Here is a 21322-nt window from a genome sequence, read left to right as displayed (position 1 = left end):
AGGTGTTCGAACAGTAGCGTGATTTGAGTTAGCGGACGTTAACTCAGTTGCCCCAGCTCAGTTGCCCCTCGAGAGGTGTCGATGACGACCCTCGTCTCCGCCGCCGACCCGACGGCGCCGGCGTTCACGGCGAACGACGCCGCGCAGCGCGCCCTCGTCGACGACCTGCGCGACCGGCTCCGTGCCGTGGCCCGGGGCGGCCCGGACAGCGCGCGCCAGCGGCACGTCGCGCGCGGCAAGCTCCTGCCGCGCGAGCGCATCGACACGCTGCTCGACGACGGCAGCCCCTTCCTCGAGGTCGCGCCGCTCGCGGGCGTGGACGTCTACGCGGACCGGACCCCGGCTGCGGGCGTCGTGGCGGGCATCGGGCTCGTCGGGGGTCGGCACGTCATGGTGGTGGCCAACGACCCCACCGTGAAGGGCGGCACCTACTACCCGCTCACCGTGAAGAAGCACCTGCGCGCGCAGGAGATCGCGCTCGAGAACCGGCTGCCGTGCGTCTACCTCGTCGACTCGGGCGGCGCGTTCCTGCCGATGCAGGACGAGGTGTTCCCCGACCGGGACGACTTCGGCCGCATCTTCTACCTGCAGGCGCGCATGTCGGCCCGGGGCATCCCGCAGGTCGCGTGCGTCATGGGCTCGTGCACCGCCGGGGGGGCGTACGTGCCCGCGATGAGCGACGAGACGGTGATCGTGCGCGGCCAGGGCACGATCTTCCTCGGCGGCCCGCCGCTGGTGAAGGCCGCGACGGGCGAGGTGGTCACCGCCGAGGAGCTCGGCGGCGGCGAGCTGCACGCGCGTACGTCGGGCGTGGCCGACCACCTCGCCGAGAGCGACGCCGACGCGCTGCGGATCGTGCGCGACATCGTCGCGACCCTGGCGCCGCCGGCGCCGCCCGCGTGGCAGGTCGTCGAGGCACGGCCGCCGGCCGTCGACGAGGGCTCGCTCTACGGCGTCCTCCCACCCGACCTGCAGACGCCGTACGACGTGCGCGAGGTGATCGCGCGGCTCGTCGACGACAGCGCGCTGCACGAGTTCAAGCGCGAGTACGGACCGACGCTCGTCACCGGCTTCGCGCGGCTGCACGGGCACCCGGTCGGGATCGTCGCGAACAACGGCGTGCTGTTCGCCGAGTCGGCGCTCAAGGGTGCCCACTTCGTCGAGCTGTGCGACCAGCGCGGGGTGCCGCTCGTGTTCCTGCAGAACGTCTCCGGCTTCATGGTCGGGCGGGACTACGAGGCCGGCGGCATCGCGAAGCACGGCGCCAAGATGGTCACCGCCGTCGCGACGACCCGGGTGCCGAAGCTGACGGTCGTGGTCGGCGGCTCGTTCGGCGCCGGGAACTACGCCATGTGCGGCCGCGCGTACTCGCCGCGGTTCCTCTGGATGTGGCCCGGCGCGCGGATCTCGGTGATGGGCGGCGCGCAGGCGTCGTCGGTGCTCGCGACGATCCGGCGCGACCAGGTCGAGGCCCGCGGCGACTCGTGGTCCGCGGCCGAGGAGGAGTCGTTCCGCGCGGGGCTGCGCGAGCAGTACGAGACGCAGGGCAGCCCGTACTGGTCGACCGCCCGGCTGTGGGACGACGGCGTCATCGACCCCGCCGACACGCGACGCGTGCTCGGCATGGCGCTCGACGTGTGCGCACGCGTGCCGCTGCCCGAGCCCGGCTTCGGCCTGTTCCGGATGTGACGGCGATGATCGGCCCGCACGCGTCCCTCGTCGCGACGACCGCCCTCGCGGCCTCGCCCGGGCCGTCGGGCGGCCCGTTGTTCGGCACGGTGCTCGTCGCGAACCGGGGCGAGATCGCGGTGCGCGTGATCCGGACGCTGCGGCGGCTCGGCATCCGCTCGGTCGCGGTCTACAGCGACGCGGACCGCGACGCGCTGCACGTCGCGCTCGCGGACGCCGCCGTGCGGCTCGGACCCGCGGAACCCCGCGCCAGCTACCTCGACGTGGCGGCCGTCGTCCGCGCCGCGCAGGCGACGGGTGCCGACGCGATCCACCCGGGGTACGGGTTCCTCTCCGAGAACGCCGACCTGGCGCGCGCGTGCGAGGCCGCCGGCATCGTGCTCGTCGGGCCGGGCGTGCGGGCGCTCGAGGTGATGGGGGACAAGATCCGCGCGAAGGCGCACGTCGCGGCCGCGGGCGTGCCGGTGACGCCCGGCGTCGCGCTCGACGACGCCGGCGACGACGTCGAGGCGGCTGCGGCGCGCGTCGGCTACCCGCTGATGGTGAAGCCCTCCGCCGGCGGCGGCGGCAAGGGCATGACGCGCGTCGACCGCCCCGACGACCTGCTCGACGCGCTCGAGACGTCCCGGCGGGTCGCGGCGGCGGCGTTCGGGGACGGCACGCTCCTGCTCGAGCGGTTCGTCACCGGCCCCCGGCACATCGAGGTGCAGGTGCTCGCCGACGCCCACGGGGGCGTGGCGCACCTCGGCGAGCGCGAGTGCTCGCTGCAGCGGCGGCACCAGAAGGTCGTCGAGGAGGCTCCGTCGCCGCTGCTCGACGACGCGACGCGTGACCGCATCGGTGCGGCGGCGTGCGACGTCGCGCGCAGCGTCGGCTACCTCGGCGCGGGCACGGTCGAGTTCATCGTGTCCGACGAGGAGCCGGGCACGTTCTTCTTCATGGAGATGAACACGCGGCTGCAGGTCGAGCACCCCGTGACCGAGCTCGTGACGGGCGTCGACCTGGTCGAGTGCCAGCTGCGCGTCGCGGCCGGCCGGCCGCTCGGCTTCACGCAGCAGGACGTGCGGCTGGTCGGGCACGCCGTCGAGGCGCGCGTGTACGCCGAGGACCCGGAGCGAGGGTTCCTGCCGACCGCGGGCCGGGTGCTCGTGCTCGACGAGCCGACGGGCGACGGCGTCCGCGTCGACAGCGCGCTGCGGGCCGGCCTCGAGGTCGGGTCGACGTACGACCCGATGCTCGCGAAGGTCGTCGCGTCGGGTGCCGACCGCGCCACCGCCCTCGCGCGGCTCGACGCCGCGCTGTCGCAGACGACCGTGCTGGGCGTCCGCACCAACGTCGCCTTCCTGCGCCGGCTGCTCGCGGACGTGGACGTGCGGGCCGGCCGGCTCGACACCGGGCTGATCGAGCGGTCGCTGCCCGAGCTGACGGCGCGCGAGCCCGACCGGGTGCCGTGGATCGCGGCGGCGCTGTGGCGGCAGCTCGCCCTCGAGGACGGTCCGGCCGCCGCCGGTCCCTGGCGGCTCGACGGCTGGCGGCTCGGCGACACCCGGGCGGTCGGCTACGCGCTCGGGACGGGCGACGACGCCGTCGAGGTCGAGGTGCTCGGGCGCGCCGGCGACGCGACGGTCACGATCGTCGGCGAGGAGCCCGTGCGTGCGCGGCTGACGCGCACGGCGACCGATGCCGCGGACCTCGAGCTCGACGGCGTCGTCCACCACCTCCGGCTCGCGACGGACGGCCCGGTGACGTGGGTGGGCGCGGGGGGAGCGGCCGACGACGTGCGCGCGCGGGGCCGGCTCGAGCGCGCCGCCGCGGACCTCGCGGACCGGACGGGCGGCCCGCGCGCGGCGGACCCGACGGTCCGGTCGCCGATGCCCGGCGTCGTGGTCACCGTCGACGTCGCCACGGGTGACCTCGTCGCCGCCGGCCAGCCGCTGGTCACGATCGAGGCGATGAAGATGGAGCACCGCCTCGTGGCCCCGCAGGACGGCGTCGTCACGCTCCGCGTCCGTCCGACCGACCGGGTGACGCTCGACCAGGTCGTCGCCGTCATCGCTCCGAGCCCTCACGAGGGGCAGGAGCGCGACCCCCACGAAGGGAACCAGCAATGAGCTACGACCTCACCCCCGAGCAGGAGAAGCTGCGCGCGCAGGTGCGCGACTTCGCCGACACCGTGGTCGCACCCGCGGCGTACGAGTACGACACCCGTCGCGAGCTGCCGTACGAGATCCTCGCCCAGATGGGCGAGATGGGTCTGTTCGGCCTGCCGTTCCCCGTCGAGCTCGGCGGCCAGGGGCGGACCTACTTCGACCTCTGCCTCGCCGTCGAGGAGCTGGGCCGCGTCGACCAGTCGATCGGCGTCACGCTCGAGGCGGGCGTCGGTCTCGGGGCGATGCCGATCTACCGCTTCGGCACGCCGGCCCAGAAAGAGGAGTGGCTGCCCACGCTCGCGTCCGGCCGCGGGCTCGCGGCGTTCGGGTTGACCGAGGCGGGTGCGGGCTCGGACGCCGCCGGCACGAGCACCACGGCGCGGCTCGAGGACGGCGAGTGGGTGATCGACGGCAGCAAGCAGTTCATCACCAACTCCGGCACCGCGATCACGCGGCTCCTGACGATCACGGCGGTCACGGGGGAGGCGGTGCGGCCCGACGGCTCGGTCCGCAAGGAGCTCAGCGCGATCCTCGTGCCCAGCGGGACGCCCGGCCTGACCGTCCTGGCGGCGTACGACAAGGTCGGCTGGCACACCTCCGACACGCACCCGCTGCGCTTCGACGACCTGCGCGTGCCGGAGGCGAACCTGCTCGGGCAGCGCGGCCGCGGCTTCGCGCAGTTCATCACGGTGCTCGACGAGGGGCGGGTCGCGATCGCGGCGCTCTGCACGGGCGCGGCGCAGGGCTGCCTCGAGGAGGCCATGCGGTACGCGAAGAGCCGGAACGTGTTCGGCCACCCCATCGGCGAGAACCAGCACATCGCGTTCAAGATCTCGCGCATGGAGGCCCGCGTGCACGCCGCGCGGCTCGCCTGGTACGACGCCGCGCGCCGGCTGATGGCGGGCGAGCCGTTCAAGCTCGAGGCGAGCCTCGCCAAGCTCATCGGCAGCGAGGCGGCGATGGACAACGCGCGCGACGCGACGCAGATCTTCGGCGGCTACGGCGTGCTCAACGAGAACCCGGTCGCACGGCACTACCGCGACTCGAAGGTGCTGGAGATCGGCGAGGGCACGACGGAGGTGCAGCTCATGGTGATCGCACGCGAGCTCGGCTTCGCCGGGGCGGTCGGATGAGCGCGCCGGACGGGCCGACGCACGACGTCGTCCAGCGCGGGCTCTACTACGAGGAGCTCGACCTCGACGCGCGGTACCTGCACCGGCCCGGACGCACCCTGACCGAGGCGGACAACGTGCTGTTCAGCACGTTGACCATGAACCAGCAGGCGCTCCACCTCGACGCCGCCTGGGCGGCGGGCCAGCCGTTCGGCGAGCGGCTCGTGAACTCGATGATGACGCTGGCGGTGCTGGTGGGCGCGTCGGTCGCGCAGCTGACGCAGGGAACGATCGTCGCCAACCTCGGGTTCACGGAGGTGCGGTTCCCGCACCCGCTGTTCCACGGCGACACGCTCTACGCGGAGACGGTCGTCGCCGCGAAGCGCCTGTCGGGCTCGCGCCCGGGGCAGGGCATCGCGACGTTCGCGCACACGGGGCGCAACCAGGACGGCGTCGTGGTCGCGACGGCGACCCGGTCGGTCCTCGTCTGGTGCCGGGACGCCGCCCCGTGACGTCGCTCCCGACGGGACCCGCGCTCCTGTTCTGCCCTGCCGACCGGACGGACCGGTACGCGAAGGCGGCGCAGCGGGCCGACGCCGTGATCCTCGACCTCGAGGACGCGGTGGCTCCGGACGCGAAGGACGCGGCCCGGCGAGCGCTCGTCACCGGTCCGGCGCTCGACCCGGCGCGCACGATCGTGCGCGTCAACGCCGTCGGTACGGCCGACCTCGCGGCCGACCTGGAGGCGCTCGCGTCGACCCCCTATCGCGTGGTGATGCTCGCCAAGGCGTCGTCCGCCTCCGACGTCGCCGCACTCCAGGGCCACGACGTCGTGGCCCTGGTCGAGACGCCCGTCGGCGTGCTGCGCGTCGCCGAGATCGCCGCCGCGCCGAACGTCGTGGGCCTGATGTGGGGTGCCGAGGACCTCCTCGCGGCGCTGGGCGGCACGTCCAGCCGGTCGCCCGGCGGCGGCTACCGCGACGTCGCGGTGCACGCGCGGTCCGCGGTCCTGCTCGCGGCTCGCGCGCACGGGAAGGCGGCGATCGACGCGGTGCACCTCGACCTCGACGACCTGGACGGCCTCGCGGCCGAGGCGGCGGACGCGGCCGCGAGCGGGTTCACCGCCACCGCGTGCCTGCACCCGGCGCAGGTGCCGGTGGTCCGCGAGGCGTACCGGCCGTCCGCCGACGAGGTGGCCTGGGCGCGCGGTGTCATCGAGGCCGCGAGGCACGAGCGCGGGGTGTTCCGCTGGGACGGGCGGATGGTCGACGAGCCGGTGCTCCGGCACGCCGCGGAGCTCGTCCGCCGGGCGGAGCGCCTGGGGGCACGCGCCTGAGCCCGTCGGTCAGGGCCGGGCGCGTAGGTCACCGAGACCGTCGCCGAGGAACTCGAGCAACCGCGCGAGGAACGCCTGCGCCTCGTCGGTGTCGAGCGCGAACTGGTACTCGTGGCCGAGCGCCGGCCGGTGGTCCGGCGGCCAGAGCAGCGTGCGGACGTCCACGCCCTCCCGGTCGAGCGCCGCGAGCAGGGCGGTCGTGTGCGCCGCCAGCGGGTCGGCGTTGCCGACGGTCAGCAGGGTCGCGGGGAACCGCGGGGTGACGTGATCGGGCACGGAGAACGTCCGCGCGGCCGGGTGCTCGAGGAAGTCGCGCCGGCCCGTGTACGCCCACAGCGTCGCCTTGATGAGCAGCGCACCCGCCGGGCTGCTCGCCGTGCCGGCAAGCCGCGCGTCGTACGGCCCGCAGGCGAGCACGACGCCGCGGAGCGCGTCCGCCGTCAGGGGAGCGGCGACCGCCAGCTGGTCGCCGTAGCCCGGCGTCGTCACGACGGCGGCGAGCTGGGCCGCGATGTGGGCGCCCGCCGAGTCGCCAGCGAGCACGACGCGCGCCGGGTCGATGCCGAGCTCGTCCGCGTGCGCGCACAGGTGCCGCACCGCGGCAGCGACCTGCCGCACGGGCGTCGGGTACCGGTGCCCGGGCGCGAGCGAGTACCGCGGCGCCGCGACGACGTACCCGTGCGACGCGAGGAGGCGGAACCAGCCGGCGAGCTCGTCCTTCGTCCCGCCGACGAACGCCCCGCCGTGCACCCAGACGAGCAGGGGGAGCGGTCCCTCCGCGTCCGCGGGCCGGTGCACGTCCAGCAGTGCGTCGGGGCCCTCGCCGTAGCGCCGGTCGCGCTCGGTCCGCGTGCCCGACGGGGCGTGCCGGTCGAGCACGCGGGCGGTCTGCGCGCCGGTGCGCGCGAACACGGTCCGGATGGCGAGGGCCGCGGGACGCGGGCTGACGAGGAGGCTGGCGCGCAGCAGCGCGAACGCGGTGCGTCCGCGCCAGCCGGGCCGCGGCGTCGCGTCGCCGGTGGTCGAGTCGTTGCTCACGCACGGACGCTAGCGTCACCGTGCTCGCCGTCAGGACGACGCCGGCGGCAGCGCGCGGTGGCGCGACGCCCCGGCCCGCTCATGGCGTCTCCCCTCGCGGCGCGGGGGCAGGGGACTGGGCTACGTCTTCTCCGCGACCACCGCGAGCTTGCGGACGCGGCCGGTCCCGAGCCACTCGGCCCAGAGCCGGTGCGAGGCCACCAGGTCGTCCAGCGCCGCCCGGCCGAGGCGCGTCGCGATGTGGCGCGCGTCCGCGACGAACGCCTGGGCGAGCGCTCCGGCCGACGCCCGGTGCGCCGCGCTGTGGTCCTCCTGCCAGCGGACGCGCAGACCCACCCGGTCGAGCCCTGCGACCAGCTCGTCCAGCGGGACGGGCCAGACGGTGTCCGCGCGGGGCATGCGGTCCCGTTCCGTGTCGGTCAGCGGCGCGCCCTCCTCGACGGTGAACGCGAAGCGGCCGCCCGGCGGCAGCGCGTCGGCCACGGCGTCGAGCAACGCGCCCTTGTCGGGGAACGCGAGCATCGTCTCCAGCAGCAGCACGACGTCGAACCAGCCGTCCGGCAGCGGTGGCACGGTGGCGACCTCGAACCGGCACCGGACGTCACCCCGCGCGCGCTCGCGCGCGATCGTCACCGCCGCGGGGCTCGCGTCGACGCCGAGGTACGTGCACCCGAGCGCGCGGGTGATCAGGCGGCCCGGCCCCGCGACGCCGCAGCACAGGTCGAGCACCGCGGTGCCACGGCCGATGCCGGCGCGGACGGCGAGCGCGAGGATCTCGTCGGCGCGCATGAAGCTCTCCTGGCCGACGAACTCGCCCGGCGGGTAGCCGATCGGCCGCGCCCGGCGCAGGGTCCGCTCGACGAGCGCACGGTCATCGAGCTGCACGACCGGGCTCCGTCCGAGCAAGGGCGACCGAGGGTGTGCCCGCGACGACGCCGCGACGCCGCCAGAGCCACAGCGCGTCGCGCCCGAAGGACTCGGCGAGGAGCGCGAGCGCGAGGACCAGGGCGAACGTGGTGACCGCACCCGGGAGGACCCCGACGGCCGCCGTCGCGAGCGCGATGCCGACGGCCGCCGTGACGACCTTGCGCCAGTAGCGCGGCGGGAGCGGCGCGCGCAACCAGGGGAACACCCGGCCGGCGAGGAGGAACGCGTAGCGGGCGGCGCCCATCGCGAGCACCCAGGGGCGGGCGGTCCGGGCGACGTCGACGCTGAGCACGAGGATGAGGAACGCGTCGACCTCGCCGTCGAACCACGCGCCGAACCGTGACGCGGTGCGCGTGCGACGCGCGACCCACCCGTCCACGGCGTCGAGCGCGAGCGCGGGGACGGTCAGCCCGACGAGCGCCCCGACGGCGGGCGCGGCGACGAACGCGTCGGCGGCGAGCGCGGCGACACCGCAGGTGAGCACGGCCCGCAGCAGGGTGACGAGGTCCGCGGGCCCGCGCGCACGGGCGTACCGGGCGAGACCGCGCGCCTCGACGACGGCCACGGCTGCGGCGCACGCGAGGCCGACGACCCAGCCGAGCAGGCTCAGACCTGCCGTGAGGGCGAGCGACGCGAGCACGACGGCGACGGCCACCGGGGCGACCGCCGGCCCGCCGCGACCTGTGCGCACCGCGCCTCCCGCGTCCGTCTCGTCTCCCGTGCAGCCGTTGCTCCTCTGCGGTGCCCCGCACCGGCCGCGTTGCTAGCGTCCGGTGCGTCGAAGGTGAGGTGAGGCCCGCATGGGCGAGACGGCGCCGGCGTTCGCCGACTGGCTGGCCCTGCGCGAGCCCGCCGACGCCGCGGCCCGCTCGGAGGAGCTCGTCGCGGAGCTCGTCGCCACGCTGCCTGGGGGTCGCCTCGTCGTCCACGACCTCGGCTGCGGCACCGGCTCGATGGCCCGGTGGCTCGCGCCGCGGCTGCCCGGACCGCAGCGATGGGTGCTGCACGACCGGGACGGCGCGCTGCTCCGGCTGGCGGCCGCGAGCCGCGTGGTCGACGGCCGAGAGGCGCGGGTCGCGATCGAGACCCGCCGTGGCGACATCACCCGGCTGGAGCCCGACGTGCTCGCCGACGCGAACCTCGTCACCGCGTCCGCCCTCCTCGACACGTTCACGGCCGACGAGGTCGCGCGCTTCGTCGCGACGTGCGCGGCCGCCGGTTGTCCCGTGCTCGTCGCGCTGAGCGTCACGGGCCGGGTCGAGCTGACGCCGAGCGACCCGTTCGACACGCGCGTCGCCGACGCGTTCAACGCGCACCAACGTCGCACGACCCCCGCGGGCGCGCTGCTCGGGCCGGCCGCGGTCGACGCCGCCGTGGCGGCCTTCGCGGCGGCGGGCGCAGCGGTGACGACCCGGCCGAGCGCGTGGCAGCTCGGAGCCGCAGACGCCGCGCTCGTGACGGCGTGGTTCGGCGGCTGGGTGGGCGCCGCCGTGGAGCAGCGGCCGGACCTCGCCGCGGCCGCCGAGGCGTACGCGGCGCGGCGGCAGGCCGACGTCGCTGCGGGCCGGCTCGCGGTCACCGTGCACCACCTTGACCTGCTGGCGCTGCCCCGGTGACTGCTCGTCGGGTGTCGAGCGCCGCGGGCGCCTCGGCTCCGGCGCCGGCCTCGTCGAGCCCGACCGCAGGCGGGAGCAGGTGCGCCGGCAGGTCGAACGTGTGGCCCCCGCGCGCGGCCTTCGCTCGGAGGTAGCGCGCGTTCGCGCTCGAGAGGTAGACCCCCGTCGGCACCTGCTGCGCGACCGTGAAGCCGTGCCGGCGCAGCTGGTTCGCCTTGTCGGGGTTGTTGCTGAGCAGCGCGACGCGGGTCACGCCGAGGGCGTGCAGCATCTGCGCGGCCGCGGTGTAGTCGCGTTCGTCGTGGCCGAACCCGAGCGAGAGGTTGGCGTCGTACGTGTCGAGCCCGGCGTCCTGCAGCGCGTAGGCGTCGAGCTTCGCGTAGAGCCCGATCCCGCGGCCCTCCTGGCGCAGGTAGAGCAGGTACCCGCCCGCGGCCGCGAGGCGCTCGACGCCCTCGCGGAGCTGCGGCCCGCAGTCGCAGCGCAGGCTGCCGAGCACGTCCCCGGTCAGGCACTCGCTGTGCAGCCGCACGAGCGTCGGCGCGTCGGGCACGGGCGGCGCGTCGAGCGCGCGGTCACCGAGCCCCAGGGCCAGGTGCTCGCGCCCGTCGACCAGCCCGTCGAACGTGACGACGCGTGCGGTGGCGACGGACCCGTCGGCGAGCCGCAGCGGGACGACCACCTGGGTGCGGATGGTCGCGGTGGGCGGGTGGGGACTCACGACGCCACCAGCTCGGCACCGGCGAACCGCGCGGAGAGCGCGTAGCGCAGCAGCGCGACGTCCCCGACGGTGCGCACCTCCGCGAGCTTCGCCCGCCGCCGCGGGTGCCACGGGAACGTCCCGTCGCCGACGAACCGCCGCGCGCGCGAGTCACCCACGAAGATCGGCGCGACGACGAGCTGGAGCTCGTCGGCGAGGTCGTCGACGAGGAACTGCGTCAGCACGGTCCCGCCCCCCTCGACGAGCAGCCGCGCGACCCCGCGGTCGTCGAGGTCCTGGCCGACCCGGCCCATGTCGACCTCGGTGCCCGCGTCGACGACCGTCGCGGCGGAGCCGAGGCGCCGCCGGGTCGCGACGAACGCCGCGCTCGCGCAGTACACGAGCTTGTCGCAGTCGCCCGTGGCGAAGAACCGCGCCTCCGGGTCGAGGTCGCCGCACGCCGTCACGGTCACCTTGAGCGGCGTCGGCGACTGGCCGGAGCCGGTGCGGAGCGCGACGCGGGCGGGGTCGCGGACCAGGAGCCGGGGGTTGTCGCGCCGGACCGTCCCCGACCCGACGAGGATCGCGTCGCAGCTCGCGCGCAGCGCGTCCACGCGGTCCAGGTCGGCGTCGTTCGAGAGCACGAGCCGCTCCTCGGACGCGTCGTCGAGGTAGCCGTCCATCGACGTGGCACAGCTCAGCACGGTGTACGGGCGCCCAGGCATGTGGCCTCCTCGCTACGTAGACGGATGCGTCGCCGCCTCGGTTCAACGACCGTCGACCGGGCGTCACCCGGGCGCTGGTCCAGCCTCGCCCGGGCGTCGGCCCGGGCGCGAGCCGGCGGCGAGGAAGGCCGTCCCGTGGGCCAGCTCGGTCCAGGAGAGGTCCACGAGGTCGGCCCGCATCGCGGCGCGGATCGTCTCCCACGGCCGGTGCCCGACCCAGTCGTCGATCGCGGCGAACGGCCGCACGGTCGCGGTCCCGAGATGGGTGAGCCACCGCGGCGCGGCGTCGGGAACCTTGAGGTCGAGCACCACCCACCGGCCGCCGTCCGCCAGCGCCGCCGCACCGTGCGCCACGACCTGCGCGCACTCCCGGACCTGCGACAGGGCGTACGTCGAGAGGATCGCGGCGACGCCCGGCGGGAACTCGAAGGCCGCGGCGTCGGCCTCGACGAGCCCGACGTTGGTCCAGCCGTGCTCCGCGACCCGCTGCCGCGCGCGGGTGAGCATCGCGTCGGTCAGGTCGACGCCGACCACCCGGCCGCCGGGCCCGACGGCGTCCTCGAGCAGCGCGAAGTTCAGCCCGGTGCCGCACGCGACGTCGACCACCGTGTCGCCGGCGTGCAGCCCGAGCGCCCGGACCGCGCGCAGGCGCTGGGCGGCCTGCGGGTACAGGGGAGCGGGGTACAGGCGTGACGTGAGGTCGTAGTGCCTCGCCCGCCTGCGATAGAGCTCGACCAGCCGCTCGTGCCCCGGGTCGGCCTCGCGCGCCGGCGCTCCTCGATCGCGGTGGCGTCCCGACCGCGGTGCGGCGGCCACCTAGGACCCCGCCCCCTCCCGCGCGGCGGACTCGACGGCGGCCTTGATCGCCGCCATCTCCCGGTTGCTCACGCGCTGGAGGCTGCTGCGGAGCGGGCCCGGCACGACCCGCATGACGCCCGCGAGGTCGACCTCGATCCACATCGTCGCGTCGGTCAGCGCGTCACCGAGCGGCGCGAGCTCCATCGCCCACCGCGCGCTGGACGACCCCATCGGGCCGGCGAGCTCGAGGTGCCGCGGCGGCTCGACGGCGGTCACGCGCTCGCTGCGCCGGTGCGTGCGCCCGAGGTCCTTCGCGCGCTGCTCGACGTGCGCGCCGGGCTCGAGCGGCCCGCCGTCGCGGACCCAGCACTCGCGCACCGTGGGCGCCCACTCGGGCCAGCGCCCGACGTCGCACAGGTAGGCCCACACGTCGTCGACGCTGCCGGCGATGGTGGTGCGACTCTCGGTCCTGATGGTCATGGCCGGCCTCCGGGTGCTGCGGGAACCGAGGCGATCGGCGTCCGACCAGTATGGGCGCGGGCGACGCGCGTCGCGAGGGCGGTGTGGCTCGGCGTCGATGCCCGCCCGCCCGGTCGGGACACGGTGCGACGTCGCGCTCGGTTCACCCGGTCATGGCTCGGCGCCCGTCGCAGCGAGCGCTGCGGCGACACGCTCGGCGGTGGCTGACCAGGGCGCCAGCGCGGTGCGACGCGTCGCGGCACGACGGCGGAGCTCGCGGCGCCACCCGCCGTCGGAGAGCCACTCGCGGAGCGCACCGGCGAGAGCCACCGGATCCGCGCGCGTGACGAGCACGCCAGGCACCCCGGCGTCGGTCGACCCGAGCGACTCGCGTACCCCGCCGACGTCGCTCGCGACCACGGGCACCCCGCGCGCGAGCGCCTCCGTGACGACCATGCCGTAGGTCTCGGCCCGCGACGGCAGGACGAGCAGGTCGGCACGGGCGTACGCCGCGTCGAGCCGTGCGCCGGACAGCGGCCCGACGGCGCGGAGGCGGTCCCCGATGCCGCGCCGCCTGGCGGCCGCGAGCACGTCGGCCGCGAAGTCGGGGTCGATCGCGGTCGAGCCGGCCCAGGTGCAGTCCCAGTCGAGGTCGCGGACGGCCGCCAACGCCTCGCCGAGCACGTCGTGCCCCTTCACCGGCGTCACGGCACCGACGCACAGCAGTCGCCTGCCGGACGCGGTGCCGGCGGCGGGCTCGGCGGCGTCGACACCCGGTTCGGCCACGGTGACCGCGCCGGGCGGCAGCGCGTAGTGCGCGTCCAGCCACCGCGCGGCCCACCGGCTCGTGACGACGACGGCGCACCCGCTCAGCGCGGCGCGCTCGCGCGCGCGGGTGTCCGGACGGGCGTCGGCGACGCCCAGCGGCAGGTGCACGAGCAGCACGAGCCGCGCTCGGCCGGTGTGCGGCAGCACGGCGTCAGGCACGGCCGACCCCACGAGCCCGTCGACGATCGCGGCGTCGCCCGCCGGCACCGCGCCCAGCACGGCCGCGAGCGCGCGTCGGCCCCGCGGTCCCGCGTCGGGCCACGGCCCGGTCACGGGGTGCACGCGCACGGTCCAGCCGAGGTCCGTGAGCGCCTCAGCGAGCCGCCGGTCGTACACGTTGCCGCCGCTGGGTCGCAGCGGGTCGTCGTACGCGTCCGGCACGATGACGTGGACCGTCACAGGTCGCGCTCGTAGCTCGCCCACGCGATGTGCGACTCGTGCAGCGTCGCGACGAGCCGCGTCAGGCCGCGCGCGCCCTCGCCGAGGTCGCCGTCGTGGATCCGCGCCGTCAGGCGGTCGGCGACGACCTGCGCCATCCGCTCCGTCGTCGTGTTCGTACCCGCGAGCGAGGGATCGTCGTCGAGGTTGCGGTAGCTGAGCTCCTGCAGCACGGCGCGCAGCGCCGCACCGGCGAGGCCGATGTCGACCACGAGGTCGTCCTCGTCGAGCGCCGGGCGGACGAACGTCGCGTCGACGACGTAGGTCGCGCCGTGCAGCCCCTGCGCGGGCCCGAAGACCTCGCCGCGCAGCGTGTGCGCGATCATCATGTGGTCGCGAACCGTGACGCTGAACATGCCTCACCCCTCGTAGACGATCGTGTGGCAGAGCCCGGGCAGGCGTCCCGCGGCGATCCCGGCCAGGACGTCGGGAAGGTCGGCGAACGCCGACTCGGCCGTGAGGAGCGCGTCGAACGCCGGGTCGCGCAGCAGCTCGAGGGCGAGGGTCAGCCGGTCCGTCGTCGAGCGCGTGTCGCGTCGCGGCTGCGCGACGGCCCCGACCTGGCTCGCGCGGATGGTGAGCCGCCGCGAGTGGAACGCGCCCCCGAGCGGGAGCGTGACGTCCGCGTCGCCGTACCAGCTGAGGTCGACCACCGTGCCGTCGGGCCGGAGCAGCTCGAGCGAGCGTCGCAGCCCGGCCGCCGTCGCGCTCGTGTGCAGCACGAGGTCGCGCTCGGTACGCGCGTCCTCGGGCGTCGCGAACCGCACGCCGAGCGCGCCCGCGACCTCCGCCCTGCGCGCGTCGACGTCCACGAGCTCGACGTCCGCGCCCGGGATCCCGGTGAGCAGCCGCGCGACGCAGCACCCGACCATCCCGGCGCCGACCACCGTCACCCGGTCACCCACCAGGGGAGCGGCGTCCCAGAGCGCGTTGACGGCCGTCTCGACCGTCCCGGCGAGGACCGCGCGAAACGCGGGTACGCCGTCGGGCACGAGCACGACGGCGGAGGCCGGCACGACGTACCGCGTCTGGTGCGGGAACAGGCAGAACACCGTGCGCCCGCGCAGGCTCGCCGGGCCGTCCTCGACCACGCCGACGTTCAGGTATCCGTACTTGACCGGTCCGGGGAAGTCGCCCTCCTGAAACGGGGCTCGCATGGCGGTGTACTGGTCCGGTGGGACGCCGCCGCGGAAGACGAGGGACTCGGTACCCCGGCTCACGCCGGAGCGGAGCGCGCGCACCAGGACGTCGTCGGGGCCTCGCGGCGGGAGCGACGTCGGCCGGACCTCGCCGTGACCGGGGCTGCTCAGCCAGAACGCCAGCGCGTCGTCCGCCACGGGCCTCACCCTGCCACTCCGGCTGACGGGCACCACTCCAGCCCGCGCTCCAGACGTCCGGCCGCGCCGACGCGTGGCCGTCCGGCTGAACCGCACCGACCGCTGGGCCGTATGACGCTCGTACTCTGCGAAGACGGAGGCACGGTGGGAGACGTTCACCCCGCCCGGACCGACGACGGGGGACCTCCGGCGCCGGCGCCGGATGCACCAGGGCGCGCGGACGACCTCGCCGCGCCGCCGAGCACGCGGCGCCGGGCCGTGCTGTCCGTCCTCCTCACGGTCGTCGCCGCCCTCGCGGTGTGGGCCGCGCTCGTCGCGCCCGGCGTCGGCCGGCACGTCTCGGGGGCCGACTTCGTCCGGCTCCCCGTCGAGGCCGTCGTGTTCGCCGCGCTCGTCGTGGCGCTGCCGCCGCGGTGGCGGCGGTGGGTCGCGGTCGCGTTCGGCCTGGTGCTCGCGCTGCTGCTCGTCGCGGCCGCGCTGGACCTCGGCTTCGAGACGTTCCTCAACCGGCCGTTCGACCCCGTGGGCGACTGGCAGTACCTCGTCCCGGCGGTGGGCGTCCTCGGCGACTCCACGGGGCAGGCGGCCGCCGTCGCGGTCGCGGTCGGGGCGTGCGTCGCCGTCGTCGCCGCGCTCGTCCTGCTCCCGCTGGCCGCCGTCCGCCTGACGGGCGTCGCGTCACGGCACCGCACGGCGACGCTCCGAGCCGTGGGAGTGGCGGCGGCCGTGTGGGCGTTGCTGGCCGTCACCGGGGCGCGGCTCGCACCTGCCGCACCGGCCGCGTCCGTCAGCGCGTCGACGACGGCGTACGACGAGGTCAGCCGCGTCAGCGCGGATGTCGCCGACACCCGACGGTTCGCGCACCAGATCCGCACCGACCGCTTCGCCGACGTGCCGGGCGACCAGCTGCTCACGGGACTGCGCGGCAAGGACGTCCTCGTGGTGTTCGTCGAGAGCTACGGACGCACGGCGGTGGAAGGCTCGTCGATCTCACCCGGCGTCGACGCCGTGCTCGCGTCCGGCACGCAGCGTCTCGACGCCGCCGGCTTCGCGTCCGAGAGCGCCTGGCTGACGTCGTCGACGTTCGGCGGGGTGAGCTGGCTGGCCCACTCGACGCTCCAGTCCGGCGTGTGGGTCGACAGCGCCCGCCGGTACCAGCAGCTCCTGGCCAGCGACCGCCTCACGCTGACCCGCGCGTTCGGCGAGGCGGGCTGGCGGACGGTCACGGACATCCCGTCGGACAACCGCGACTGGCCGCAGGGGCGGCGGCTCTACGGCTTCGACCAGCTCTACGACTCGCGCGACGTCGGTTACCAGGGCCCGCGGTTCAGCTACGCGACGATGCCCGACCAGTACGTGCTCGACGCCTTCCGCCGGCTCGAGCTCGCGCGCACCGACCGCACGCCGGTGATGGCGGAGATCGACCTCGTGTCGAGCCACACGCCGTGGACGCCCCTGCCACGGATGGTGCCGTGGGACCAGCTCGGCGACGGCTCGGTGTTCGACGCCATGCCGGCGGCCGGCGTCAGCCCGTCCCTCGTGACGAGCGACGACGAGCGGCGCGACCTCTACGGCCGGTCGATCGAGTACTCCCTGACGGCCCTGACCTCGTTCGTCGAGACGTACCCCGACCCGGACCTCGTGCTCGTCGTCCTCGGCGACCACCAGCCGCACCACCCGGTGTCGGTCGGCCCGAACCACGACGTGCCCATCAGCGTGATCGCGCACGACCCGGCGGTGATGGACCGCATCGCCGGCTGGGGCTGGGTTCCTGGGCTGCGTCCGACGGCTGCCGCGCCGGTCTGGCGGATGGACGCGTTCCGCGACCGGTTCCTGACCGCGTTCGGGCAGCGCGGGGCGCCGACGGGGTAGCGCCGGCGTTCGGCCGCCTCGATGGGGCGGGTCCCGCGCAGTCGGGGTAGTCGGGCGCTCGCTGCCGTCGTGGTCACTGGCACCGCGGCGCGCGGGTCTACGCCGGCCGGTAGGTCCGGACGACGGGGCAGTCGAAGGGGTCGCGCGCGGCGAGGCCCACACGGTTCAGGTAGCGGACCACGATCCGGTACGACCCGAGCAGCGATGCCTCGGTGTAGGGCACGCCGTGTGCGGCGCAGTGCTCCCGCACGAGCGTCCGCGCACGGGCGAGGTGGGGCCGCGGCATGCTCGGGAACAGGTGGTGCTCGACCTGGTAGTTCAGGCCGCCCATGAGGACGGTCGCCCAGCCGCCCCCGGTGACGTTGCGCGACGTCAGCACCTGCTTGGACAGGAAGTCCAGTCGCGACCCCTCGGGGATCACGGCCATGCCCTTGTGGTTGGGCGCGAACGACGCGCCCATGTAGAGGCCGAACACCGCGAGCTGCACGCCGAGGAACGCGGCCGCCAGGCCGACGGGCAGGAACGTCATGAGCAGCGCGACGTAGGCAGTCAGACGGACGCCGATGATCGACAGCTCGAGCACGCGCTCGCGGTCTGGCCTCCGGTCGAGGAGCGAGCGCAGCGACGTCACGTGGAGGTTGAGCCCCTCGAGCAGCAGCAGCGGGAAGAACAGGTACCCCTGTCGGCGCGTCAGGGCGCGCAGGAACCCGCGCCGCTGGGCCGCGTCCTCCTCGAGGAAGGAGACGGTGTCCTGCTCGATGTCGGGGTCCTTGCCGATGTGGTTCGGGTTCGCGTGGTGCCGGTTGTGCTTCGTCACCCACCACGAGTGGCTGATGCCGACGACGCCGTTCGCCAGGATCCGGCCGAGCCGCAGGTTCGCCGGGCCGTCGCGCAGCACCTGACGGTGCGACGCCTCGTGGGACACGAACGCGACCTGCGTGAGGATGATCCCGAGCGCCCCAGCCATCAGCAGCTGGAACCACGAGTCGCCGAGCAGGACGAAGCCGGTCACGACGCCGGCGAAGGCGAGCCCGAGGCCGATCAGCAGCGCGGTGTAGAAGCCGGGGCGCCGGCGCAGCAGGCCGGCCTCGCGGACGCGCGCGGCCAGCTCGGTGAAGCTGCCGGTCGCGGCCGCCTGGGCGGGCCGTTCCCGACGCTGCGCGGGCAGTAGGGCAGTCGAGGGAGCACTCATCGCACGCCTCCGGGTCGGGATCGACTTCCCAGCCGGGGTGGTGAGCAGACGCTCCGCCGTGCAGATAGTGGCGACCCTACGCGGCGCGGCCGGCTCCGGGGTGCTGCCGCGGCCGTCGAGATGTGTGGACTGTGCGGGGCTTTGCGGTGCGCTGCACCACGCGCGGGGTGCGCGGGGGCCGGCCGAGCGCCCCGTCGTCGTCTCCCGAGCGCGACGGGCGCGACGGCAGTCGCATGACCGATGCCGTGCGCGGCGACGCCCACCTACGGTCGCGTCATGGATCGGGTGGCCGAGGCTCCTGCAGCCGTGGCGACGACCGCGCGCGCGGAGGTGGCGGCGCTGGCCGCAGCGTTCGTGACGGGCGGCCTGCTCGCGACGCAGTCTCGCGTGAACGGCGCCCTCGGTGCGCGACTGGACGACGGCGTGCTGGCGGCGCTCGTGTCGTTCGCCTCGGGCCTCCTCGTCGCGACCGGCGCCCTGGCTGCGTCGCGACGCGCCCCCGCAGGCCTCCGTGCGGGCGTCAGGGCGCTGCGGGACGGCGCGGCGCCGTGGTGGCTCTTGCTGGGTGGCGCGGCCGGCGCGGTCAACGTCGTCTCGCAGGCGCTCGTCGTCGCACTCATCGGAGTCGCCCTGTTCACCGTCGGCGTCGTCTGCGGGCAGACGGTCACGTCGCTCCTCGTCGACCGCCACGGGCTGGGCAACCTTCCCGGCCGACCGGTCACGCCGCGGCGCGCCGTGGCCGCCGCCGTGGCGATCGGCGCCGTGCTGCTCGCTGCCCTGGGGGACGCGGCGGGCACGGGGTCGCCCTGGCTCCTGCTCGTTCCGTGCGTCGCGGGCGCCGCGCTGGGCTGGCAGGCGGCAGTCACGGGCCAGGTGCGCATCGTCACGGCCTCGGCCGCGTCCGCGACATGGGTCAACTTCGCGGTGGGGACGCTCGCGCTCACGATCGCGACCGCCGTCCGGCTCTGGTCGGGTGGTCCGCCGGCGCAGTGGCCGACCGCCCCGTGGCTCTATCTCGGCGGCCTGATCGGCGTGGCGGTCGTCGCCGCGCAGGCGGTGATCGTGCGTGTCACGGGTGTGTTCCTCATGGGCCTGGTGGTGCTGTGCGGTCAGGTCCTGTTCGCCGTCGCGGAGGACCGGTGGTGGCCGGTCCACGGCGGTCAGGCGTGGGCAGTCACGGCGTCGAGCGCGGCACTCGTCGTGGGCGCGGTGCTCATCGCCGCGGGTCGGCGGCCGGAAGTCCGGACGCGCGGCTCGTGACGGCCGTCCTCGCACCGGCGGCGATGAGACGATCGGCCCGATGAGCTGGAACGAGATCGTGCCCGGCGTGTACTCCCGACGGTACGAACGCGACGACCTCACGATGACCGTCGTCCGCGGCGAGCGCGGGTTGCTGCTCGTCGACAGCGGGAGCTCGCCCGCCATGGCGGCCCGCATCGCGGCCGACCTCCAGCCGCTCGGCGAGGTCCGGTGGCTGATCAACACGCATGCGCACCACGACCACACGTTCGGGAACCAGTACTTCGCCTCCGGCTCGCAGCGCGGAGTGCGGATCGCGGGACATCACCGACTGTCCGCTCACCTCGACGCCTACGAACGTCCGCGGTTGGCCGCATGGCGAGAGGGCACGGGCTCCGAACCGGCACGAGACTGGGCCGACGTGGTGATCACGGCACCCGACGATCCCATCGCCCGACGATCCTGGGTCGACCTCGGCGACCGCGCGGTCGAGCTCATCCCGCTCGAGCCCGGTCACACCGACGGCGACCTCGTCATCCGGGTGCCGGCCGGTGCCGGGAGCTCGGGAGACGCGTGGATCGTCGGGGACGTGATGGAGGAGCCCGGGCCGCCGATGTACGGCTCGGGATGCTTCCCGATGCGCTGGCCGCAGACTCTCGCGTCGCTCCTTGACGAGATCGGCGAGCGGGACGTCATCGTGCCCGGGCACGGCCGACCCGTCGGGCGAGCCTTCGGGGTCGCCCAGCTCGGACTGCTCGAGTCGACCGCCGCACTGATCCGTCGTCACCACGCCGCCGGTCACGACATCGCCCGGGCTCTTGCGTCCCCTGACGAGTGGCCCCAGCCCACGGACGCGCTCCGGCTCGCGGTGGAACGCGGGTACGGCGAGATCGAGGCGGGAATCCAGCACTGAGTCCTCGCGCCCGGGACGGCACGAGGGCGGCCCCGGGAGCCCCGGAACCGCCCTCTACCTGCACCAACACCTGTCGGGCTGACAGGATTTGAACCTGCGACCCCTTGACCCCCAGATGGGTCGGCAGCGAAACAGGGGAGTGCCGGCCGGACCCAGGAGTGCGCTCTGACCAGCAGATATAGCCACCGCGCGGGGTGGCGCGGGATGACGCGATATCGCGCGAACACTCGGTCCGTGACTCCCCGCGTAACTCCCCGGATCCGTCCGCGGGCGTGTCCTGAGGCGGGCCCGCCGCCATGCGTGCAGGGCGCGGACGGCCACCTTGTGGATGATCCGCACATGCCGATCCCCCGGCGAGGATGTGCAAGCCGGGGGATCAGGTCGTAGTTGAGGTCGTCGTGGACTTACTCGTCCTGGTGCCTCTGGAAGCGCTTGACGACGAGCAGCACCCTGGGTCCCCTCGGAGTCTTCACGAGGCGATGGGTCACTTCGTCTCCGTGGTATCGATCCATGCGGACATCCCTTCTGTTGGAGTGCCCGACACACGGTCCCGTTCGAGTAGCGCCCCGCGGCGCTGTGTAGCCTGTACATACACGCAGCGGCCAAGTTGTGTGATCCACAGGCCCCCGCTCGGTTGGCATGTCCACCGGGACGGGGGCTTGTTCGTTCCCGGCTACTTGTGAGCCTAAGCGCCGCCCACGACAGTGACGTGGGCCGCCACGCCGTGCGCTGGACAAGTTCCATGACTCGCCGGGCGCGGTTGTTGCACATCGCACGGAAACTGGTACAGCGGGAAGCGGACACGTAGCCCCGGTTCGGTGACCGCTGACTGAACCGCCCCGGGTTCCGTGGAGGCTCTCAATCCCCGGAGGATGAGAGTCATGGCTGCACCGAGGAAGTACCCGGACGAGCTTCGGGAGCGCGCGATCCGGATGGCGGTCGATCTGCGTCGT

General features: G+C 74.9%; 20 protein-coding genes. 9 read left to right on the top strand and 11 right to left on the bottom strand.

Going from position 1 to position 21322, the window contains the following annotated elements; translation table 11 throughout:
* Positions 1–81 precede the first annotated feature (81 nt).
* Genes QRT04_RS15175 through QRT04_RS15155 form a run of 5 tightly spaced genes read left to right on the top strand, consistent with a single transcriptional unit; the run spans position 82 to position 6287 of the window.
* Complete coding sequence (locus QRT04_RS15175; protein WP_289456414.1) at positions 82–1689, top strand: carboxyl transferase domain-containing protein; 1608 nt, start codon at positions 82–84, stop codon at positions 1687–1689.
* Positions 1690–1694: 5 nt separating this feature from the next.
* A complete protein-coding gene (locus QRT04_RS15170; protein ID WP_289456413.1) occupies positions 1695–3800 on the top strand; it encodes an ATP-binding protein in 2106 nt (701 codons plus the stop codon).
* Positions 3797–4972 (top strand): acyl-CoA dehydrogenase family protein, encoded by a 1176-nt coding sequence (locus QRT04_RS15165; RefSeq protein WP_289456411.1) that lies wholly within the window; start codon positions 3797–3799, stop codon positions 4970–4972. The genes QRT04_RS15170 and QRT04_RS15165 overlap by 4 nt, the downstream gene beginning before the upstream one ends.
* On the top strand, positions 4969–5463 hold the full coding sequence (locus QRT04_RS15160; protein ID WP_289456410.1) for a MaoC family dehydratase: 495 nt from the start codon (positions 4969–4971) through the stop codon (positions 5461–5463). Before QRT04_RS15165 ends, QRT04_RS15160 begins: the two co-directional genes overlap by 4 nt.
* Positions 5460–6287 (top strand): HpcH/HpaI aldolase/citrate lyase family protein, encoded by an 828-nt coding sequence (locus QRT04_RS15155; RefSeq protein ID WP_289456408.1) that lies wholly within the window; start codon positions 5460–5462, stop codon positions 6285–6287. The genes QRT04_RS15160 and QRT04_RS15155 overlap by 4 nt, the downstream gene beginning before the upstream one ends.
* Positions 6288–6296: 9 nt before the next feature.
* On the opposite strand, the gene QRT04_RS15150 is transcribed toward QRT04_RS15155, so the two are convergent.
* From QRT04_RS15150 to QRT04_RS15140, 3 genes are all read right to left on the bottom strand, one after another.
* The gene (locus QRT04_RS15150) at positions 6297–7325 is read right to left on the bottom strand and encodes an alpha/beta hydrolase (protein WP_289456406.1); all 1029 of its coding nucleotides are present in this window, start codon (positions 7323–7325) and stop codon (positions 6297–6299) included.
* A gap of 120 nt (positions 7326–7445) precedes the next feature.
* Complete coding sequence (locus QRT04_RS15145) at positions 7446–8210, bottom strand: methyltransferase domain-containing protein (protein ID WP_289456403.1); 765 nt, start codon at positions 8208–8210, stop codon at positions 7446–7448.
* Positions 8197–8943, bottom strand: coding sequence for a CDP-alcohol phosphatidyltransferase family protein (locus QRT04_RS15140; protein ID WP_289456402.1), 747 nt, complete (start codon positions 8941–8943; stop codon positions 8197–8199). Before QRT04_RS15140 ends, QRT04_RS15145 begins: the two co-directional genes overlap by 14 nt.
* Positions 8944–9052: 109 nt before the next feature.
* Here QRT04_RS15140 and QRT04_RS15135 point away from each other — a divergent pair, with 109 nt between their 5' ends.
* Positions 9053–9868 carry a class I SAM-dependent methyltransferase gene (locus QRT04_RS15135; protein ID WP_289456401.1) on the top strand — a complete coding sequence of 272 codons (816 nt, stop codon included), beginning with the start codon at positions 9053–9055 and terminating at the stop codon, positions 9866–9868.
* On the opposite strand, the gene QRT04_RS15130 is transcribed toward QRT04_RS15135, so the two are convergent.
* The 7 genes from QRT04_RS15130 to QRT04_RS15100 all read right to left on the bottom strand — a co-directional run bounded on the left by QRT04_RS15130 (position 9828) and on the right by QRT04_RS15100 (position 15153).
* On the bottom strand, positions 9828–10589 hold the full coding sequence (locus QRT04_RS15130) for a GTP cyclohydrolase II (protein WP_326522478.1): 762 nt from the start codon (positions 10587–10589) through the stop codon (positions 9828–9830). The two genes, QRT04_RS15135 and QRT04_RS15130, sit on opposite strands and share 41 nt — an antisense overlap.
* The gene (locus tag QRT04_RS15125; protein ID WP_289456400.1) at positions 10586–11293 is read right to left on the bottom strand and encodes a RibD family protein; all 708 of its coding nucleotides are present in this window, start codon (positions 11291–11293) and stop codon (positions 10586–10588) included. The genes QRT04_RS15130 and QRT04_RS15125 overlap by 4 nt, the downstream gene beginning before the upstream one ends.
* Before the next feature lie 63 nt (positions 11294–11356).
* On the bottom strand, positions 11357–12109 hold the full coding sequence (locus QRT04_RS15120; protein WP_289456399.1) for a class I SAM-dependent methyltransferase: 753 nt from the start codon (positions 12107–12109) through the stop codon (positions 11357–11359).
* Entirely contained in the window at positions 12110–12571 is a 462-nt protein-coding gene (locus QRT04_RS15115; protein ID WP_289456398.1) for an SRPBCC family protein, read from the bottom strand.
* Between the two features lie 150 nt (positions 12572–12721).
* On the bottom strand, positions 12722–13777 hold the full coding sequence (locus QRT04_RS15110; protein ID WP_289456397.1) for a glycosyltransferase family 4 protein: 1056 nt from the start codon (positions 13775–13777) through the stop codon (positions 12722–12724).
* Positions 13774–14172, bottom strand: a complete 399-nt coding sequence (locus QRT04_RS15105; RefSeq protein ID WP_289456396.1) for a 6-pyruvoyl trahydropterin synthase family protein — start codon at positions 14170–14172, stop codon at positions 13774–13776. The genes QRT04_RS15110 and QRT04_RS15105 overlap by 4 nt, the downstream gene beginning before the upstream one ends.
* Before the next feature lie 3 nt (positions 14173–14175).
* Positions 14176–15153 (bottom strand): zinc-dependent alcohol dehydrogenase, encoded by a 978-nt coding sequence (locus QRT04_RS15100; RefSeq protein ID WP_289456394.1) that lies wholly within the window; start codon positions 15151–15153, stop codon positions 14176–14178.
* A gap of 258 nt (positions 15154–15411) precedes the next feature.
* On the opposite strand from QRT04_RS15100, the gene QRT04_RS15095 reads away from it, so the two are divergent.
* Positions 15412–17025, top strand: coding sequence for an alkaline phosphatase family protein (locus QRT04_RS15095; protein WP_289456392.1), 1614 nt, complete (start codon positions 15412–15414; stop codon positions 17023–17025).
* A gap of 97 nt (positions 17026–17122) precedes the next feature.
* On the opposite strand, the gene QRT04_RS15090 is transcribed toward QRT04_RS15095, so the two are convergent.
* A complete protein-coding gene (locus QRT04_RS15090) occupies positions 17123–18217 on the bottom strand; it encodes a fatty acid desaturase family protein (RefSeq protein WP_289456389.1) in 1095 nt (364 codons plus the stop codon).
* Positions 18218–18493: 276 nt separating this feature from the next.
* On the opposite strand from QRT04_RS15090, the gene QRT04_RS15085 reads away from it, so the two are divergent.
* Both QRT04_RS15085 and QRT04_RS15080 read left to right on the top strand, forming a co-directional pair.
* Positions 18494–19477: a DMT family transporter gene (locus QRT04_RS15085; protein ID WP_289456387.1), complete on the top strand. Its 984-nt coding sequence runs from the start codon at positions 18494–18496 to the stop codon at positions 19475–19477.
* A gap of 40 nt (positions 19478–19517) precedes the next feature.
* A complete protein-coding gene (locus QRT04_RS15080; RefSeq protein ID WP_289456386.1) occupies positions 19518–20369 on the top strand; it encodes an MBL fold metallo-hydrolase in 852 nt (283 codons plus the stop codon).
* Positions 20370–21322: the final 953 nt, after the last annotated feature.

Origin of the sequence: Cellulomonas alba, assembly GCF_030362835.1 — a bacterium.
GTDB lineage: Bacteria > Actinomycetota > Actinomycetes > Actinomycetales > Cellulomonadaceae > Cellulomonas > Cellulomonas alba.
Note: the sequence above shows the minus strand (reverse complement) of the source record. Positions and strands in the feature narration are given on the sequence as shown.

Excerpts from the sequence above, each read along its gene's own strand:
- QRT04_RS15175 (WP_289456414.1), top strand. The coding sequence starts at position 82 with ATGACGACCCTCGTCTCCGCCGCCGACCCGACGGCGCCGGCGTTCACG.
- QRT04_RS15170 (WP_289456413.1), top strand. The coding sequence starts at position 1,695 with ATGATCGGCCCGCACGCGTCCCTCGTCGCGACGACCGCCCTCGCGGCC.
- QRT04_RS15165 (WP_289456411.1), top strand. The coding sequence starts at position 3,797 with ATGAGCTACGACCTCACCCCCGAGCAGGAGAAGCTGCGCGCGCAGGTG.
- QRT04_RS15160 (WP_289456410.1), top strand. The coding sequence starts at position 4,969 with ATGAGCGCGCCGGACGGGCCGACGCACGACGTCGTCCAGCGCGGGCTC.
- QRT04_RS15135 (WP_289456401.1), top strand. The coding sequence starts at position 9,053 with ATGGGCGAGACGGCGCCGGCGTTCGCCGACTGGCTGGCCCTGCGCGAG.
- QRT04_RS15125 (WP_289456400.1), bottom strand. The coding sequence starts at position 11,293 with ATGCCTGGGCGCCCGTACACCGTGCTGAGCTGTGCCACGTCGATGGAC.
- QRT04_RS15115 (WP_289456398.1), bottom strand. The coding sequence starts at position 12,571 with ATGACCATCAGGACCGAGAGTCGCACCACCATCGCCGGCAGCGTCGAC.
- QRT04_RS15105 (WP_289456396.1), bottom strand. The coding sequence starts at position 14,172 with ATGTTCAGCGTCACGGTTCGCGACCACATGATGATCGCGCACACGCTG.
- QRT04_RS15090 (WP_289456389.1), bottom strand. The coding sequence starts at position 18,217 with ATGAGTGCTCCCTCGACTGCCCTACTGCCCGCGCAGCGTCGGGAACGG.
- QRT04_RS15085 (WP_289456387.1), top strand. The coding sequence starts at position 18,494 with ATGGATCGGGTGGCCGAGGCTCCTGCAGCCGTGGCGACGACCGCGCGC.
- QRT04_RS15080 (WP_289456386.1), top strand. The coding sequence starts at position 19,518 with ATGAGCTGGAACGAGATCGTGCCCGGCGTGTACTCCCGACGGTACGAA.